At 72.6% G+C, this 16,281-nt stretch carries 9 protein-coding genes and 2 pseudogenes; 3 read left to right on the top strand and 8 right to left on the bottom strand.

Going from position 1 to position 16,281, the window contains the following annotated elements:
- Positions 1 to 13: 13 nt before the first annotated feature.
- From OWM54_RS24905 to OWM54_RS43425, 5 genes and pseudogenes are all read right to left on the bottom strand, one after another.
- Positions 14 to 850, bottom strand: a complete 837-nt coding sequence (locus OWM54_RS24905; protein WP_141325697.1) for an Ig-like domain-containing protein — start codon at positions 848 to 850, stop codon at positions 14 to 16.
- 155 nt (positions 851 to 1,005) lie between these two features.
- Entirely contained in the window at positions 1,006 to 2,355 is a 1,350-nt protein-coding gene (locus tag OWM54_RS24900; protein ID WP_267699107.1) for an HD-GYP domain-containing protein, read from the bottom strand.
- A 28-nt stretch (positions 2,356 to 2,383) separates the two neighbouring features.
- A complete protein-coding gene (locus tag OWM54_RS24895; RefSeq protein WP_223782865.1) occupies positions 2,384 to 4,093 on the bottom strand; it encodes a HEAT repeat domain-containing protein in 1,710 nt (569 codons plus the stop codon).
- A gap of 100 nt (positions 4,094 to 4,193) precedes the next feature.
- The gene (locus tag OWM54_RS24890) at positions 4,194 to 8,165 is read right to left on the bottom strand and encodes a protein kinase domain-containing protein (RefSeq protein WP_267699106.1); all 3,972 of its coding nucleotides are present in this window, start codon (positions 8,163 to 8,165) and stop codon (positions 4,194 to 4,196) included.
- A gap of 82 nt (positions 8,166 to 8,247) precedes the next feature.
- Positions 8,248 to 10,158, bottom strand: a pseudogene (locus tag OWM54_RS43425) (lipase maturation factor family protein).
- Between the two features lie 142 nt (positions 10,159 to 10,300).
- On the opposite strand from OWM54_RS43425, the gene OWM54_RS24880 reads away from it, so the two are divergent.
- Positions 10,301 to 10,954 carry an MBL fold metallo-hydrolase gene (locus tag OWM54_RS24880; RefSeq protein WP_141325702.1) on the top strand — a complete coding sequence of 218 codons (654 nt, stop codon included), beginning with the start codon at positions 10,301 to 10,303 and terminating at the stop codon, positions 10,952 to 10,954.
- 15 nt (positions 10,955 to 10,969) lie between these two features.
- Here the strand turns inward: OWM54_RS24880 and OWM54_RS24875 are convergent, their stop codons facing one another.
- Complete coding sequence (locus OWM54_RS24875; RefSeq protein WP_267699105.1) at positions 10,970 to 11,767, bottom strand: hypothetical protein; 798 nt, start codon at positions 11,765 to 11,767, stop codon at positions 10,970 to 10,972.
- Positions 11,760 to 12,656, bottom strand: coding sequence for a dimethylarginine dimethylaminohydrolase family protein (locus OWM54_RS24870; protein ID WP_267699104.1), 897 nt, complete (start codon positions 12,654 to 12,656; stop codon positions 11,760 to 11,762). Before OWM54_RS24870 ends, OWM54_RS24875 begins: the two co-directional genes overlap by 8 nt.
- A gap of 258 nt (positions 12,657 to 12,914) precedes the next feature.
- Between OWM54_RS24870 and OWM54_RS24865 the strand changes: the two genes are divergently transcribed.
- Positions 12,915 to 14,612, top strand: coding sequence for a GTPase (locus tag OWM54_RS24865; protein WP_267699103.1), 1,698 nt, complete (start codon positions 12,915 to 12,917; stop codon positions 14,610 to 14,612).
- 183 nt (positions 14,613 to 14,795) lie between these two features.
- On the opposite strand, the pseudogene OWM54_RS24860 reads toward OWM54_RS24865, so the two are convergent.
- Positions 14,796 to 15,053 (bottom strand): annotated as a pseudogene (locus OWM54_RS24860) (M23 family metallopeptidase); the annotation flags it as partial.
- A gap of 549 nt (positions 15,054 to 15,602) precedes the next feature.
- Here OWM54_RS24860 and OWM54_RS24855 point away from each other — a divergent pair.
- Positions 15,603 to 16,277 (top strand): TetR/AcrR family transcriptional regulator, encoded by a 675-nt coding sequence (locus tag OWM54_RS24855; RefSeq protein ID WP_267699102.1) that lies wholly within the window; start codon positions 15,603 to 15,605, stop codon positions 16,275 to 16,277.
- The last annotated feature ends 4 nt before the right edge of the window (positions 16,278 to 16,281 follow it).

The raw sequence follows: 16,281 nt of genomic DNA, 5'->3' as shown, positions 1-16,281 counted from the left end.
GCCCGCGACAGACTCAGGGGACGACGAACTCCGCGGCGGAGCGGCGACGACCGGCGACCACCGAGACGACGGCGCGCCCAGGGCCCACGGCCGTCACGCGGCCATCCTTGGACACCGACACCACGGACGCATCCGAGGTGAACCACTCCAGCGGCACGCTGTCGAGCACCACGCCGTTGCGGTTGAAGGCCCGCGCGAGCAGCAACACCGACTGCCCGCGCCGCTGGAACTGGTGATGCGTCAGGTTCAGCCCGAGCCTCGCGAAGTCCGCCGGCACCACCTGCACCGCGATGTGCCGCGCCAGATGTCCCAGGCTCGCGCTCACCGTGGCCGAGCCGGGCTTCACCGCGACGACCTGCCCGTCCTCCACCCTCGCCACCGACTCGTCGGACGAGCGGAACTCCGGCGTGACGTTCTGGAGCGACGCGCCCTGCTCGTTGCGAGCCACCACGCGCAGCTTGATGGTGCGCCCCACCTCCAGGAAGTCCGCGCCCGGGGCGCGCACGTCGAGCGAGTTGAGGATGACCAGGTCCAGGTTGAGGGCCTCGCGCACCTTGCCGCCCGTCACGCCGATGACCGTCTTGCCGGACTTGCGCACCGTCATCACGCCGTCCTGGACCAGGGCCACGTCCGTCGCGGAGCTGGTCCAGCGCAGCTTCGGCTCGCGCATGCGTTCGCCCTCCGTGTCGAGGACGACGTAGTCCAGCTTCACGCTCTGCCCGGGCGTGCGCAGGAACTGGGACTCCAGCGGCTGGAAGGTCAGGGACCCGGGCGTCGGACCGCAAGCACTCAGGAGCCCGAGGAGCACAACGAGGAGGACGGAACGAAAAGGAATGCGTGGCGTCTTCACGGCGGCGTCGACAACGGTAGCGAGGGCGGGGGCAGCGCCCATCTTAACCACGCTCGCCGGCCCCGGTGATACCCACGAACAGCTTCCGCCCCCGTCGCGCCGGAGCACCCGTCCAGACAGGCGGTATCCTCCCGCCCCCAGCGGCTCCGAGGCCCTCAGGCGAAGAGGAAGTGCGGGACGTTGAAGTCACTCTCGGTGGAGTCCAGGGACGCGACGATGTCCAGCCGCTGGCCTGGCTCCGCGAGGTCGACCACGTAGTCCGCCTTCGTGCGGCCCGCGCCCTGGATGACCCGCACGCGGGGCCTGGCCGCCTGGGCCGCGTCCGAGGGGACATCCATCACCACGCCGAGCTGCCCGCCCGAGAGGCGCACCAGCGTCCCCACCGGATAGAAGCCCGCCACCGAGGTGAACAGGCGCACCACGCGCGCATCGAACCGCGTCCCGGCCCGGTGGGTGATGAGCCGCAGGGCGGTGTCCGGCGCCAGCCCTGGATGCGGAGGCGCCGGGAAGGTCAGCAGGTCGAAGGCACACGGCACCGCCAACAGCCGCCCCGCCAGTCCCACCGGGCGCTGCACCGGGCCGCTCCACGCCGGCTGGAGGCAGTCGTGCGCGGCCACCACGCGCTCCAGCCGGCCCGCGTCCAGCGGGCGCTGCAACAACCGCAGCGCCGTCTTCAGCGGCCCGCGCCGCGCCAGCAGCTCGTGCGAGGCCCGGTCGAACTCCTGCTCGGGAGGCAGCGTCGACGCGCCCCGCCCCAGGTCATGGAACAGGCCGCTCAGGGCCAGGTCGAGCTGCTGCGCGCGCGACATCCCCATCCGCCGCGCCATCAACAGCGAGAGCACCGCCACCGCCGCGCCGTGCTGACCGCCGTCCACGTCCGTGCGCCGGAAGCGCGTCAGGCCCACCAGGAGCGCCTCGTGACCCACCGAGGCCTCGGCCAGCCGCAACAGCACGCGCCGGAAGCGCTCCACGCGCACCGGCGACTGGCTGGTGATGACGTGCTTGAGGAGGACGACCAGCCGCGCGTAGTAGCGCAGCATCACCTCACGCGGCGTGAGCACGTTGTGGGAGGACAGCACCTCGCGCAGGCGGATGGGGCCCAGCTTCTCGTTGAGGATGGCCTGGGGCTTCTGGGCGCGCCGGTGCTTCTGGAACGCGAGCAGGAAGGCGCGCAGGTGCTCACGGCGCAGCCCCGCGCCGAAGGAGATCTCCTGGACTTGAAGGTGCTCCAGGTAGCGCCGCAGCGAGACGGCCATCTCGAGGTGCTCCTCGCCCAGCTTCATCCGCGCGCCGTTGAGGAAGGGGATGCCGCCCACGCACTGCAGCTCCACCGACTTCTGCCCTCGCAGCTCCGCGTCCAGCAGCGCGCCCAGCTCCTCGAGCCCCTCCTTCACGCCCGCGTTGTCCACGTCGTGCAGGGACACCGTGTTCAGGCAGCGCACCACCAACCCCATCAACCTGGGGCCCACCCGCGCCGCGTCGTCCCGATTCGACTCCGTCTCCATGGTTCCCCCACCTGGCGCCCCAGGCGCCTCAGCCCACCGGAGCCAGCTGCGCCAGCGCCTCACGACAGGCCTGCTTGAGGACGCGCGGCGCGAAGAGCTTGCTCGCCACGGCCTCCAGGAGCGGCCGGGCCCTGGGGTCTCCGAGCACGCCGATGCACCGCGCGCAGTGGGCCTTGAGCTCCACGTCCTGCTCCCGCTCGAAGGCCGTGCGCAGCGCCGCGCCCGCCAGGGGCCCGCCCAGGTCCGCGAGCGCGCGCAGCACCGCCATCCGCTCACGCGCCTCCAGCTTCACCTCCAGGCGCGACACCAGCGGCCCCACCGCCGCCTCCACCCCGTGCCGCACCAGCAACACGAGCGCCGCGCCGCGAACCTCCGCCTCCGGGTCCGCCAGCAGCCGCAGGAGCGCCGAGCGCTGCGGCTCGATATCCCGGGGATTGAGCCGCGACAGCAGCGCCGCGCGCACCCGGGGCCTGGGGTGCGAGAGCAAGGCCGCCGTCAGCGGCTGGGCCTCGGGGCCCGCCTCGCGCAGGAACTGCAGCCAGTCCAGGTCCCGCTCCCCCAGCGACGCGGCGCGCGTCACCAGCACGCCCAGCGACACACCCCGGCGCACGAGCAGCTTCGCCAGCGCGCCGCGCGCCTCCGGAGACGGCAGCTCGAACAAGAGGTCCGTGGCGCCCTGGAGCGCGTCGCGAGGCAGCGCGCTCAACAGCTCCAGCACGCGCAGCAGCACCCCTGGCTGGGCCGTGGCCTGGGCGAGCGCGAAGCGAGGCGCCTCCAGGAAGAACAGCCGCGTGACGGCGTACAGGTCCGGCGCGCGGGCCCCGGATGCGCGCGCATCCCGTGTCATGCCCTGCACCACCTGCGACAGCTCCGCCCACCGGCCATGGGAGACGAACCCCGACAGGAGCTCCTCCATCCAGCCCAGCAGCGCCGCGCGCTCCTCCTCGCGGCACACCGCGAGCAGGCCCCACACCATCCACACGCTCCGCTCATGCACGCCCACGCCGCCGCGCTCGCGCTCCAGCAGGGCGCGCAGCTCCGCCACCTCCGCGTCGCTGGCGCCCTCGAACGCCGGCGCCCCCGAGCGCACCAGGTCCTGCGCGCTGACGGGGGCCAGCACCTCCGCCTCCAGGCGCGCGAGCCACTCGTCGTGCCCCACCGGACGACGCCGGCCCGAGCCCGAGGACTGGCGCCGCGTGAGGTCCGCGAACAGCTGCTCCTCACGCTCGGCGAGCTGCGCCTCCGTCTGCGCCGACTCGCCCGTCTCGGCCGAGGCGGGCACCTCCGCGACGACGAGCTCGATGTCCTCGAACCCCCGCTCCCAGAACCACGTGTAGAAGTCGTACTCCGGCGGCAGCGTGCGCTGCAGCGCGCGGTGCCACATGGCCAGGAACGCCCCCAGTTCCTCCGCCTCCACACCCGGCTGCCACAACACCTCCTGCACGCCCTCCAGGAAGAGCGGCCGCGTCACGGAGTCCTTCGCCGACGCCGACTCCACCAGCACCACGTCCCCCAACAGCAACGCCGAGGAGCGGATGTGCAGCACCACCGCCTCCCCCGTCACCGCGTGGTAGCGGCTCACACACTCGACCAGCCGCTGCTGGACCTCCGCCAGCGCGGCGTGGCCCTCCGCATAGAAGCGGTACGCGCCCAGCACCTTGTTCAGCGCGTGCCCCACCTCCGTCGCGGCTTCCTCCGCGGTGAGCACGGGCGCGCCACCGGGCGTCGGGACGGCCATCGGACTTCGAGAGGCGGGCGTGGGCATGGTCTAGCAATTCATTGAATTCAATGAACCGCACCAAAGCCAGAAACCTGCCAGGGATTGTGGGATGGACCGTTCAGGGCCGGGGAGCGAGGGCACCCAGGGCCTGCGTGGCCAGGGCCTCCCCCTCGCGCCAGCCCGCGATTCGGGAGCGCTCCCGGGCGCGCTCCAATCGCACGCGCGCCTCGGCGAGCTGGCCGCCCGCGCCCAGCAACCGGCCCGCGTTGTAGTGGATTCGGGCCGCCTCCTGTGAATCCCCCGCCTGCTCCGCGAGGGAAAGGGCACGCTCCAATTCCGTGAGGGCCGCCGCGTGTTCTCCGGCGAGGACCCGCAGACCCGCGAGGTTGGAGAGCGCACGCGCCTGACCCACGAGGCTGCCCGTGGCGCGCGCCTGCTCGGCGGCGTGGGTGAAGCTGACACGGGCCTTCTCCGCCTGCTGGAGGCGCAGCTGCAGGCGACCCAGCAGGTTGAGGTGCTCCCAGTAGAAGTCCGGCGCCCGGGCGGGCTTGCCGCCCATCCGCAGGAAGGCCCGGGTGACGAGCTCCACCGCGCCCGTGATGTCCCCCCGCGCCTCGCGGGCCCGGGAGTGCTCGCCCAGGACCCACGCCTCCACCTCCGGCTCGGTGGCGGCGGCCTCGCGAATCGCCAGCAGTCGGGCCTCCGCGGCGGCCACCTGCCCCAGCTTCAGCTCCGCGGCGGCGATGCGGCGCACCAGCTCCGCGCGGGCGGCGGGCGCCTCGGTGTCGGGCAGCCTCCCCAGCCACGGCTCCGCGATGGACGCCACGGAGGCGGGGTCCACCTGCGTCAGACAGGTGCACGCGCGCGTCAGCATGCCCCACTGCCAGAGCCGCGCCGCGGGCGTGGCGCCAGGGGAGTCGCCCATGGCGCGTCGGAAGTAGTCGAAGGCCGCCCGCCACTCCCCTCGCGCGGAGAGCCGCTCCCCCGCGCGCTCACAGGCCGCGGAGGCTCCGGGTGCGCCCGCGGCGAGCAGGTGGTCGGCCACGCGGACCTCGCGCGCGGGCTCGGCGGCGAAGGCGTCCTTGCCCAGCGCCTCCGCCAGCGCCTGGTGCGCGCGGCGCAGCGCGCTCACGGGCAGCCGCTCCAGCAAGGCCTGGCGGGCCAGCTCCTGCGTGAAGCGCAGACAGCCGGGACGCTCCTTCACCTCCGTGAGCCACCCATCCACCACCAGCAGCTCGGGCACGTCCGCTTCCACGACTTCGTCCGACAGCGAGGCGCGCACGAGCGCGGCGGAGAAGACGGCCCCCTCGACGGCCGCGCGGGACAGGAAGCGTTGCAGCGGCGGCGGCAGCAGGTCCAGACGCGCGCCCAGCGCGAGGCCGAGGCTGTCGGGCAACACCGCCTCGCCCAGCGGCTGGGTGGCCTGCAGGGCGCCGCCCAGCCGCTGCACGGCGCCGCGCTCGACGAGGGCCCGCATCAGCTCCAGCGCGAAGGAGGGGTTGCCACTCGAACGCTCGAAGACGAGCGACTCCACCTCGGCGCTCGGGGGCGCGCCGAAGGCCGAGGCGAGCAGGGTCCGCAGCTCCGGCCTGGGCATGCCTCCCAGCACCGAGAGGGGAAGCGACGTGATGGCGACGGGCAACGCCTCCGGCGCCGTCGTGGCCATCAAGGCGACGCGGGAGCCGGGCGCGCTCACCAGCGCCACCAACAGCTCCAGCGAGGCCACGTCCGCGTGGTGCACGTCATCCACGAGCAGCAACAGCCCGCCGACGCGTGCCGCGCGCAGCAGCGTCTCCGTCAGCGCGGCGTCGGCGGCCTGGAGCTGGCCCGAGGGTCCGCCCTGGGACAACCGTCGCCAGAGCGCGGCGACCTCCTGCGAGGACAGGCCCAACAGGGCGAGCGGCTGGAGCGGCGCCCCCTCGGGCACGGGGCCCAGCATGCGCGCGAGGCTGGTGAGCACCGAGCGCATCAACCCCATCGCCCCCGCGCCGCGCAGGTCCTCCGCGCTGGTCCTCACCACCCGCGGCCCCGGCTCGCGTGCGGCCTGCTCCGCCACGGCCTCGAGCAGCCGGCTCTTGCCCATGCCCGCCGCCCCCGAGAAGAGCCGGGCGCTCCCCTGCCCCGCCTTCAGCGCGTCCACCACCCGTCGCGCGGCGACCAGCGCGTCCTCACGGCCCACGAAGGGCGTGCCACGCATCACGCCGCCCAGGCCCTCCACGCGCCAGGCGCTCCCCGAGGCCAGGCTCCGCTCCGGTCCGAAGCGGACGCCCTCCTCCAGCAAGCCCTTCGCGGCGGAGCCCACCAGCACCTCTCCCGGGGCGGCCGCCTGCGCGAGCGCGGCGGAGTGCTCCAGTCCCACGCCCGTCACGCGCCACGGCGCGCGGCCACCGCCTCCGCTCACCAGCACGGCGTCGAACTCCAGGCCCGCGCGCAGCGTCGGCGCGGGAGACACGCCCGAGGCCTCCACCGCGCGCAGCAGCTCCAGCACGCAGCGGACCGCGCGCGCCGGGTCATCCCGACGCGACACGGGCAGGCCGAACGCCAGGCTCCAGCGCGACTCGGTGAGCTGCACCACCTCCGCCTCGTGTCGCTCGGCGATGGCCGCGGCCAGGTCCATCAGCTGGCCCACGGCCTCCATCCCCTCCTCGGGCCCCAGCGCCTTGCGCAGCGCCTCGGCGCCCTCCAGCGCCACCGTGACGATGACCAGCTTGCGCTTGAGGGAGCCGGCCTCGCGCCCCCGCATCCTCACCGTCGCCGCGGGGCCGTCCTCCGCCAGCGGCACGGACGCGGCCGTCGTCACCGTGGCAGGGCCGTGAAGCTCCGTCGGCGGCGCCTCCAGGTCGATGAGCTGTCCGTCGGAGACCACCGAGACGTCCTGCGAGCGCGCGCCTTCGGGACGAAGGCTTCTCGTCCGCGTCGCGCACGCGGCATCTCCCCCGGGAGCGGGCGGCTCGGCCGTGGCGAGCGGTGCCTTCGCCTCCGGTGAGCCGGACACGCCCCCGGAGATGGCCGCCATGGCGCTGCCACAGTGCGGACAGAAGCGACTGCTGCCCCGCGTGGACTGTCCACATCGAGGGCACGTCACGCTGGACTCGGAGACGCGCGGCAGCAGGCTGCCCAGGCCCACGCTGGACTCGCGCATCCGCGCGCGGACCATCTCGCCCACCAGCCGCTCGGCCGTCTGGGCGACGTCGTCCTCGGGTCCGCGCGGCGTCTCATCCAGGTACTGCTGGAGCGCCCGGGCCACGTCGCCGCAGCGCTCGAAGCGCTGCTCACGCGGCTTGGCCAGCATGCGCAGGATGATGCTGTCGAGCAGCGGGGAGACACCGTCGACGAGCATCGACGGCTTGAGCGCGGGCGTCAGCGCGATGCGCCGCATCGCCTCGGGAGCGTTGTCCGTCTCCACCAGCGGACGGTGCGTCACCAGCTCCCACAGCACGACGCCCAGCGCGTACTGGTCGCTGCGCCCGTCGAGCGGATGGTTGCGCACCTGCTCGGGTGACATGTACCGCAGCTTGCCCTTGAGGATGCCGGTGCGCGTGCGCGTGGAGCGATTGCTCGCCTTGGCCACGCCGAAGTCCACCACCTTCGTCACGCCGTCCAGTCGCACCATGATGTTCTGCGGACTGATGTCACGGTGGACCAGGTCCAGTGACACGCCCTGGGCATCCACGGCCTGGTGCGCATGGTCCAACCCGAGCGCGGCGTCGCGGATGATGCGCGCACAGACGCCCGGGCTCAGCGCCGCCCCGGAGCGCGAGGCCGCGCGGGCCAGCCGTCCGAGGTTCTCGCCCTCGATGTACTCCATGGCGATGTAGAAGGTGCCCTCCCACTCGCCGACCTCGAACACGTGGACGACGTTGGGATGGTTGAGGCGCCCGGCCACCCGCGCCTCGTCGAGGAACATCTCCAGCGAGCCCTCCTGCTCCAGCAGGTCCGGCAGCAGGCTCTTCAAGATGACGGGGCGCTCGAAGCCGCTGACGCCCACCTGTCGCGCCAAGAAGATTTCGCCCATGCCGCCCACCGCGAGCCGGTTGAGCACCGCGTACCGGCCGAAGACGAGAGGGACAGGGCTTCTCGAGGTGGACATCGCCAGGACACGCTAGCCACCCCGCGCGGAAGCCCGCCAGTTCCTATCCTCGGCCGCTGGGGCATCTGTTACCCAGTGGCGTTCACTCGCCCGGCGCCAACCAGCGCAGGCGAGGGACACCCCCCAGCGAGGGACCTCCTGGCGCGAGGGCCAGCGGTTGGAGGTACAGCCCCCGCCGCTCACGCGTCCACCACGCACCCGTGCGCTGACGCTCCTCCACGTCCGTCATGCGGTAGTCGTACAGCACCGCGCGCACCTGGCGGGGCGGCGCGTCCGGGAAGGGGTTGCGCGCGAGCAGGGACAACACCTCGGGCGAGCCCTCCAGCAGTCGCGCCAGGAACATGATGAACCAACTGGGCGGCGCGCTCAGCGCGGCGAACCACATCTGCCAGTCGAGCCGGGGTTGATGCGGCGCCACCTGCACGGGCGGCCGGGTGACGTCGTCCACTTTGTAGCGGAAGCCATAAGGCTCCCAGTGCTCGCCGTCGCGAGAGCCCTCGACGATGATTTCAGGCCGCTCCACCGTCATCACGCTGAAGAGCCCATAGCGATTCACCGAGCGCAGCGGACGCGCGCACCCGTGCAGCCACGACAGCGAACGCTGGACCCGCTCTGGCAGACGCGCGCTCCGCTCGAACCGCAGGAGGATGTCCGCCGCGCCGAGCACCAGCAACGGACCGAAGAGCCCCGCGCTCAGGACCTTGCCCCAGCCCGCGCCGCGCCTCGACGGGGGCGGAGGCTCGCGCAGGAAGGGGAGCATCCGCCTCAGGCTCACGTCGTCCAGGAGCCACAGGCCGAGCACCAGCGATTGCACGTTGAAGAAGCCGTAGTTGCCCGTGGCCATGATGGCGAGCTGGAGCGCGGAGAACGCGCCGAACGCGAGCTGCCTCGGCCGACGCGGCGCGAACACGAGCGGCGGCAGCGCCACCTCCAGCGCGAGCACCGCCCCCGTCGACGCACGCTGCAGGCTCACGGGCAGATGATGCGCGGACCATCCACCCCGCGTGGGCAGGGGCGCGGTCTCGTAGTAGTGCCGACACGCCGTCAGCTCACGCTAGGTCCTGTCCCCGGACTGCCACTTGCTCAGCCCCGAGCCGAAGTAGAGCCGGAACACGAGCAGCCGGAAGAGGAACACCTCCAGCGACGTGGGCGAGGCGCGCCCCAGCCCCGGCCTCAACCCCGAGGGCGCGGTGAGCGCGGACAGCAGGCCCATCTCCAGCAGCAGGACATCCCACTGGAACGAGAGGAACTCACGCCCCACCGCCGCGTACGAGAGATACAGGCCCCACAGCAGCGCGAGCGCGCTCCGAGGCGCGACATTGAAGATGACGGCCAGCGAGAGCAGCTGCCCCACCCGGCAGCCTCGCAGCAACGCGGCGTCGGAGGCGTCGAACCAGAACACGGTGGGAAGCCGTCTCCAGCGCTCGAGCGCCGGTTGCTCGCGCAGGTCCGACTCGACGAGGTCCTTCACGGGACGGATGCCGCGCGCGCCGAACAGCCCCAGCACCTGCGGCCGCAGCGAGGTGAACGCGATGAGGAACACGCCTCCCGTCAGTCGCAGGAAGAGCCAGTGCACCTGGCGTCCGTCCCGGGGAACCACCGTGCGCCCGAAGAGCCAGCGGTCCACCCGCGAGGCCGCGCGGCGATTGCGCGCGATGACGCCGTACACGACCTGGGACACGCCCAGCACGCCGGGCAGCAACCCCAGCTTCGCCATGCCGCGTGTCAGCCAGCGCGGCGAGCGGGCGAGCGCGCGGAAGACCGCCTCCGCACCCTGCGTCACCCGTCCCGAGGGCTCCACCAGTTGGGTGGCGCGGCGCATGTTCCGCCGGGGAATGCCGAGCAGCAGGAGCAGCCAGCTCCGCCCCGGCAGGAAACGGACGCCCCCGTCGCTGCGCTGCTTCCACCGCGCCACCCAACGGCGGCAGAAGCCACAGTCCGCGTCGTACAGGAGCAGCGAGGGACCCTGCTCGAGCGTGTGTGAACCCACCATGAACGAAGCATGGGCGCGGCCAGGGAGTGAGGCCCGTCACCCGGGTTCCGACGGTGGTCGCTCCAGGGCCGGGGTGGCGGGCGGGCGAGCGGGAAGACCTGGTGCCCCCTGGACATCGCCGGGGGGTGCCTAGCTTCACCGAATGAGTGAGCCGAAGGGGAAGGCGAAGCGACTGGTCGAGCTGGTGCCGGGCATCCACCACTGGACCGTGACCGACAACCGCATCGGCGGCACGCGCAGCGATGCCTACGCCGTGGTGGACGTGGATGGCTCCGTCATCCTCATCGACCCGCTGCCCATCGACGAGGCGAAGCTGCGCGAGCTCGGCGATGTCACCGCCATCATCCTGACGGCGGGGAACCATCAGCGCTCCGCGTGGCGCTTCCGGAAGGCGTTCGGCGCGCCGGTGTGGGCCCCGGAGAACGCGTACGGGCTGGAGGACAAGCCCGACTTCATCTACGTGGCCGGAGACACGCTGCCGGGCGGACTGCTCCCCTTCCACACGCCTGGACCCGCCGTGGCCATGTTCACGCTGTGGATGCAGAAGCATCCTCGCGGTGTCGCCTTCATCTCGGATTTGCTGACCCACGACAGCCAGGGCACGCCCGAGTTCGTCCCCAGCGAGTACCAGGATGAACCCCTGCGCACACGGCAGAGCGTCCAGCGCATCCTCGACCACCTCACCGTGGACGTCCTCTGCTTCGCGCACGGCGAGCCCATCCTGAAGGACGGCGCGAGCGCGCTACGTCGAGCACTCCAGGAGGACATGGACGCCCCCGCCGCGCCCTCACCGTGAGCACGGCGGAGTCACTCAGGTCACGTCCTCGCTCACCAGGACATGGCCGTCTTGAACCCCCGGAGGCACCAGGTAGAGCTGCTCGCCCGCCTCGGCGCGGTCGAGCAGCTCACTCAGCTCCGCCAGGTCCGTGACGGCGATTCGACGCGAGTGCGGCAGCGACAGCCGACGCGCCATCGCCTCCGCCACGCGCGCGCCGTCGGACAGGTCCGTTTCGTAGACGAACGTCCGCTCCCCGTACTCGTGTCCTCCGGGGACCCGGCCCACCAGCCGCAACGGCCCCAGTCGTGAGTGGACGCGGACGCTCGGGTTGTCCCACTGGGCCACGCCGCGCAGCCGCTTCGCGCGCAACATGCTCAACGTCAGCGTCTTCACCCACGCGCCCGCGCCCGTCCCCGGCAGGAAGCTCAACAGCGACACGCCGATGAACAGCCCCGGCGTCACCGAGGGCGCCGCGTAGTACGCCGCGCCGATGGCCGGGTCCTCGTCCTCCAGCCCCAGATGCGCGCGCGCCTCCGGCTTCAGCATCCTCGCCGGACAGCGCAGCAGTCCAATCGCTCCCGGCATCAGGTACAGGTCCGACAGCACCCAGCGCGGCACGCCGATGCCCCCAAACGCGAACTGATTCAGCGCGAGGTACTGCGCCGCCAGCGACAGGTTGCGCTCCGCTGGCAGGTACGTCGCCGGCAATCCCAACGGAGACAGGTCCATCGACTCGGCGTGCTCACCCGCGCCCAGCGCCAGGAGCGATACGCCCGGGTGCGCGGAGAAGAAGGCCTCCGCCTGTCGCGTCAAGGCCTCGGTGTCACGCATCGGCTTCGATGTCCCTCGCCACGGCCGCCAGGCGGGCCTCGTCCGGAATGCTCACCGCCCCATCCTCCACCACCGCTCGCGACACGAGACAGCGCGAGGAGCCACCGCCCTTCTCGCAGAGTTCCCCCATGTCGAGCGACACCACCCGCATCCCCAGCGCCTCCAGTCGGGCACGCACCGACCCGGGCACCACCGAGGGCGCGAGCAGCTCCCGCCCCAGCGGCAGTCCATTCGTGGCGTAGCGACGAATCTCGTCCTCCGTCACCACGAGCAGCCGCGCGTCACCGAAGCGCTCACGCAATCGGACGAAGGACTCAGGCGCGATGACCTCCGGGCACACCAGCATCCGGTCAACCGCGGGCAGTGGGAGCAGCGCCATGTTGCCGTGGAACGCGGGCTCGCGGACCTGCACGCGCACCACCTCCCCTGGGAACCAGCGCGCCGCGGCCTCCAGCCCTTCGAGCGTCGTGCGTCCGCCCCAGAACAGGAGCGTGACACCGTCGAAGTGCGCCACATCTCCGTGCGCCTCCCAGATGCCCACGCCCGGGTCCACCACCTCGAAGCCCATGCGCCCGGCCAGCAAGGCCCAGTGCTCACGCTCCGCGCGCCGGTGCTCGCTCATCATCCGGGGCAACACGAACCAGGGTGCACGTCCCTCGCGCGCCACCACCTGTCCACACTCCGCCGCGTAGGGCATGCCCGTGAGCAGCTCCGACGGCGAGGTCAGCGCCACCACCGTGCCGCCGCGCGCCTCGATGGCTCGCGCCAGGACCAGCCACTCGCGCCGGGCCTTGCGCGCATCCACCTGCGGCGCCTCCCGACTGCGGAAGTTGTTGCGTCCTCGCAGTGCCCAGCCACGTCCCGGCGGCGACATGAGGAAGAGTTCCATGCCTCCTGGTTCTACCCGAGAGCGCCCGGCTCCTGCACCGCCACGCACAAGGCCACTGGCGCACACCGAACGCAGGCGCAGGCCCGGCGACATTCGTGCTGGTCTCGGGAACCGGCCAGGGCGGACCCTCCCTCCGAGAGAGCAACCCGCTCCGGCACCGCCGTGCACGAGTCCACCGGCGCGCACTGAACGCTGGCGCACGTCCGACGACATTCGCGCTGGCCCCCGGGACACGGGCAGGACAGGCTGTCCCTCCCCGTGGACGAGACGAGCCTGCCCGAGCCCGAAGCCCTCCGGTCCCTCTTGCGGACCGCCCTGGAACTGCCAGCCCTCCAGCCGCATGCGGCGCGCTTGGAGCGACTCGTGGACGACTACGCGCGCGGCGTGGCGAACCGGGACGCGCCGCTCGCCGTGGCGCTCGTGGGCGCTACCGGCGCCGGCAAGTCCACCCTCCTCAACGCGCTCGCGGGCCAGCCCCTCTCGCGCGAGGGCGTGGACCGCCCCACCAGCACCGTCGCCACCGTGTTCGCCCCCGAAGGCGCCGCGGCCGACTCGCTGGCTCAGTCCGGCGCCCGCGTCACCCGCTACCTGCCCGGCCCCCAGGCGCTCTGGGGCGGACAGGTGTTCATCGACACACCCGACCTCAACAGCGTGGCCACCACGCATCGCGACGTCGCGCGCGCGGCGCTGGAGCGCGCGGACGTGGCGCTGGTGGTGATGCACCGGGGCAGCGTGGCGGAGGCCACCCAGGTCCAGTTCCTCACCGAGTTCGCCCGCCGCCGCGCGCTCGTGTTCATCCTCAACTTCGCCGACGAGCTGTCCGCCGAGTCGCGCGAGACGCTCAAGGCCCAGGTGCGCCGCGTCGCCTCGGAGCAGTACGGCCTTTCGCCCCAGGACGTCCCCGTGTTCGCCATCAGCGCGCAGGCGGCGAAGGACGGCCGCGACGTGTCCGGCGAGTTCGGCCCGCTCCTCTTCCACCTCCGGGGCCTCGCCACCCAGGCCATCGCCGCGCGCGTGCGACGCGGCAACGCGATGGGCGCGCTGGAGGAGGTGTCCTCGCGCGTGAAGGCCGCGCTCGAGGAGACGGAAACCCTGCTCGGACGCACGCGCACGGCCCTGGGCTCCGGGATGGAGAAGGCCTCCGAGGGCCTGCGCGAGGACTTCGACTCACGCCTCAAGCTCGCGCATGGCCACCTGGCCGCGGAGGTGCGACGACAGGCCGGTGGACGCTTCTGGGGGCCCGCGGCGTGGGGCCTCCGACTGTCCCTGTGGGGCGCGAGCGGACTGGGCGCGGCGGCGCTGGTGGGACGCGCGAGCCTGCCCGCGGGGCTCGCGGTGGCGGCGGCCTCCACCGTGGTGGACGCGGTGCGAGGCCACACGCGCGCACGCGCCGCGGAGAGCACCGTGGTGGAGCCCTTCGAGGACGACTTCGGCGTGGAGTCCGCGGCGCGCACCGCGCTGGCGGAAGCGCGCAGCATCGCGCGGGCCGGAGGCCTGGAGCCCTCGGTGCTCGGCGTACCGGAGCTGGACGTGCTGCTCGACGAGGTGCGCGCGGCGCGGGCGTCCGCGTGGCGCTACACCGTCACCACGGGCGTGGGGGAGGCGGTGGCGGGATGGTGGCGCACCGCGCGGTGGCTGGTGCTGCCACTCATCAACCTGCCCTTGCTGGTGCTGCTCGGACACGTGGGCTACCGCGTGGTGCGGGCCTACGTGGAGGGCCCCCTGTTGCCGTTGGACTACTTCGTCAACGCGGGAGCCCTCTTCGCGCTGCTCGCCGGAGCGGGCGCGCTGCTGGCCTCAGCGAGTCTCGCTGGGGCCGCTCGCCGTGCGGGCTCGGGCGGGCGCGCGCGCTTCGTCGAGACCCTGGCCACCCTGGGCCGGCGGCTGGGAGAGGCCGTCGATGATGGCCTTCGCCCCGGGCGGGAGGCCGCGCGGCGAATCCTCGCGCTCCGGTGACATGGACACCACGGGCTGGCCCGGCGTGTGCGTGCCGTCCGTCGTGGCCATGAGCGTGTCGCGGCCGGACTCGCGGCAGATGGGCGCGGCCACGCGCGTGTCGCGCACCGGGTCCCCGTAGCCAGCGATGCGCGCGGGCACGGACGGGTTGTTCCAACCCTTGCCCACCTCGCGCGCCACCTTGAAGTGCAGGTGCGCGCCGCACGCCCAGCCGGTGGAGCCGGAGAAGCCGATGAGCTGCCCCTCCTTCACGCTCTCGCCGGGCTTCACCACCACGGCGCTGAAGTGGAGGTACTGCGTCTCCAGCCCGTCACCGTGCGAGATGACGACGTAGTTGGCGTAGGGCGCGAACTTCTCGTCGCAGCCACCCTTCGTGCTGTCACCGCGCGCGAGACGCACCACACCGTCACGCGCCGCGACGATGGGCGTGCCGTCCGGCATGCGGAAGTCCCAGGCGAACGTGTCGTTGTGCTGGTGACTGCCCGTGTCGTGTCCCTGGCTCACCGTGTGGATGCGGCCACAGGCAAACGGGACGCCCACTTCCGGCAGGTCTGCCGCCGGAGAGGCCATCGAGTTGGAAGCCGCTGGCGCGGACGCCAGGAGGGAGCCGACAAGGAGAGCGGAGGAAAGGTTCATATCGGGCCGGCGGACAACGGAGACAAGTGCCTGGGGTATTTCCCAGACGAATTATCTCGAACCCGCGAGGACTATCACCAGGGCCTCTCGGGCTCGCCTGCCCGGCCGCTGGGCCATGACCCACTTCCTACGAGGACGAATCGCGCCATGGCGGACGTGCACCTGTCTGCTCGCCCGCCCGAGGTCCCGCCGCGAAAAGCCCCGAGCAGGGCACGCTTGCGACGAAGGTCGGCGCATGTCTCACCGTCTCGGCGGGAGTGGCCGCGTGGATCACCCTCTCGCACGCGCCCGCCCAGGGCTCACGAACTTAGTGACTGGTCACTCATTAAGTCCGGCGTTATGCTTGGCGTGACGATGGCCCCCAAGACCCCCACCCCGGATCGCAAGGCTGCGCGCCCCGTGCGGCGCACGCAGCAGGAGCGGCGCGAGACGACGCGGCGCAAGCTGCTGGACGCGACCATCGAGACGTTGGTGGAGCTGGGTCACGCCCGGCTGACGACGGTGGAGGTGGCGAAGCGAGCGGGCGTCTCCCAGGGCGCCCTCTTCACGCACTTCGACACGAAGGAGGAGCTGCTCGCCGCGGCGGTGGAGCACCTCTTCCCCCGACTCATCCAGGACTATCTGGCCGGCGTGGGCGCGCGGCCCTCGGGCAAGGACCGCATCGCCTCGGCGGTGGACATGTTGTGGGCGGCGTACCAGCGGCCGGAGCTGCAGGCGGCCATCGAGCTGTACGTGGCGGCGCGCACGGACGCGGAGCTGCGCGTGGCGCTCGCCGCCGTGGACGGTCCCCACCGCGAGAACATGCACCGGGTGGCGCGCGAGCTGTTCCCCGACGTGGCGTCCGCTTCTCCGGAGTTCCACGCGGTGGTGGAGCTGGCGCTGGACGCCGTGCAGGGCGCGGCCGTGGGCGGCAGTGCCCGTCCGAACGACCCAGCCCACCGCGGCATGCTGGATGCCCTCACCCGCTTCATGCGCAGCGCCTTCTCTCCTCCGACACCGCAACGAGCGCGCCCACGCCCCAGGTCCTGAGCTT

Source organism: Myxococcus sp. MISCRS1, from assembly GCF_026626605.1.
Lineage (GTDB): Bacteria > Myxococcota > Myxococcia > Myxococcales > Myxococcaceae > Myxococcus > Myxococcus fulvus.
This window is presented reverse-complemented; position numbering and strand designations above follow the sequence as displayed.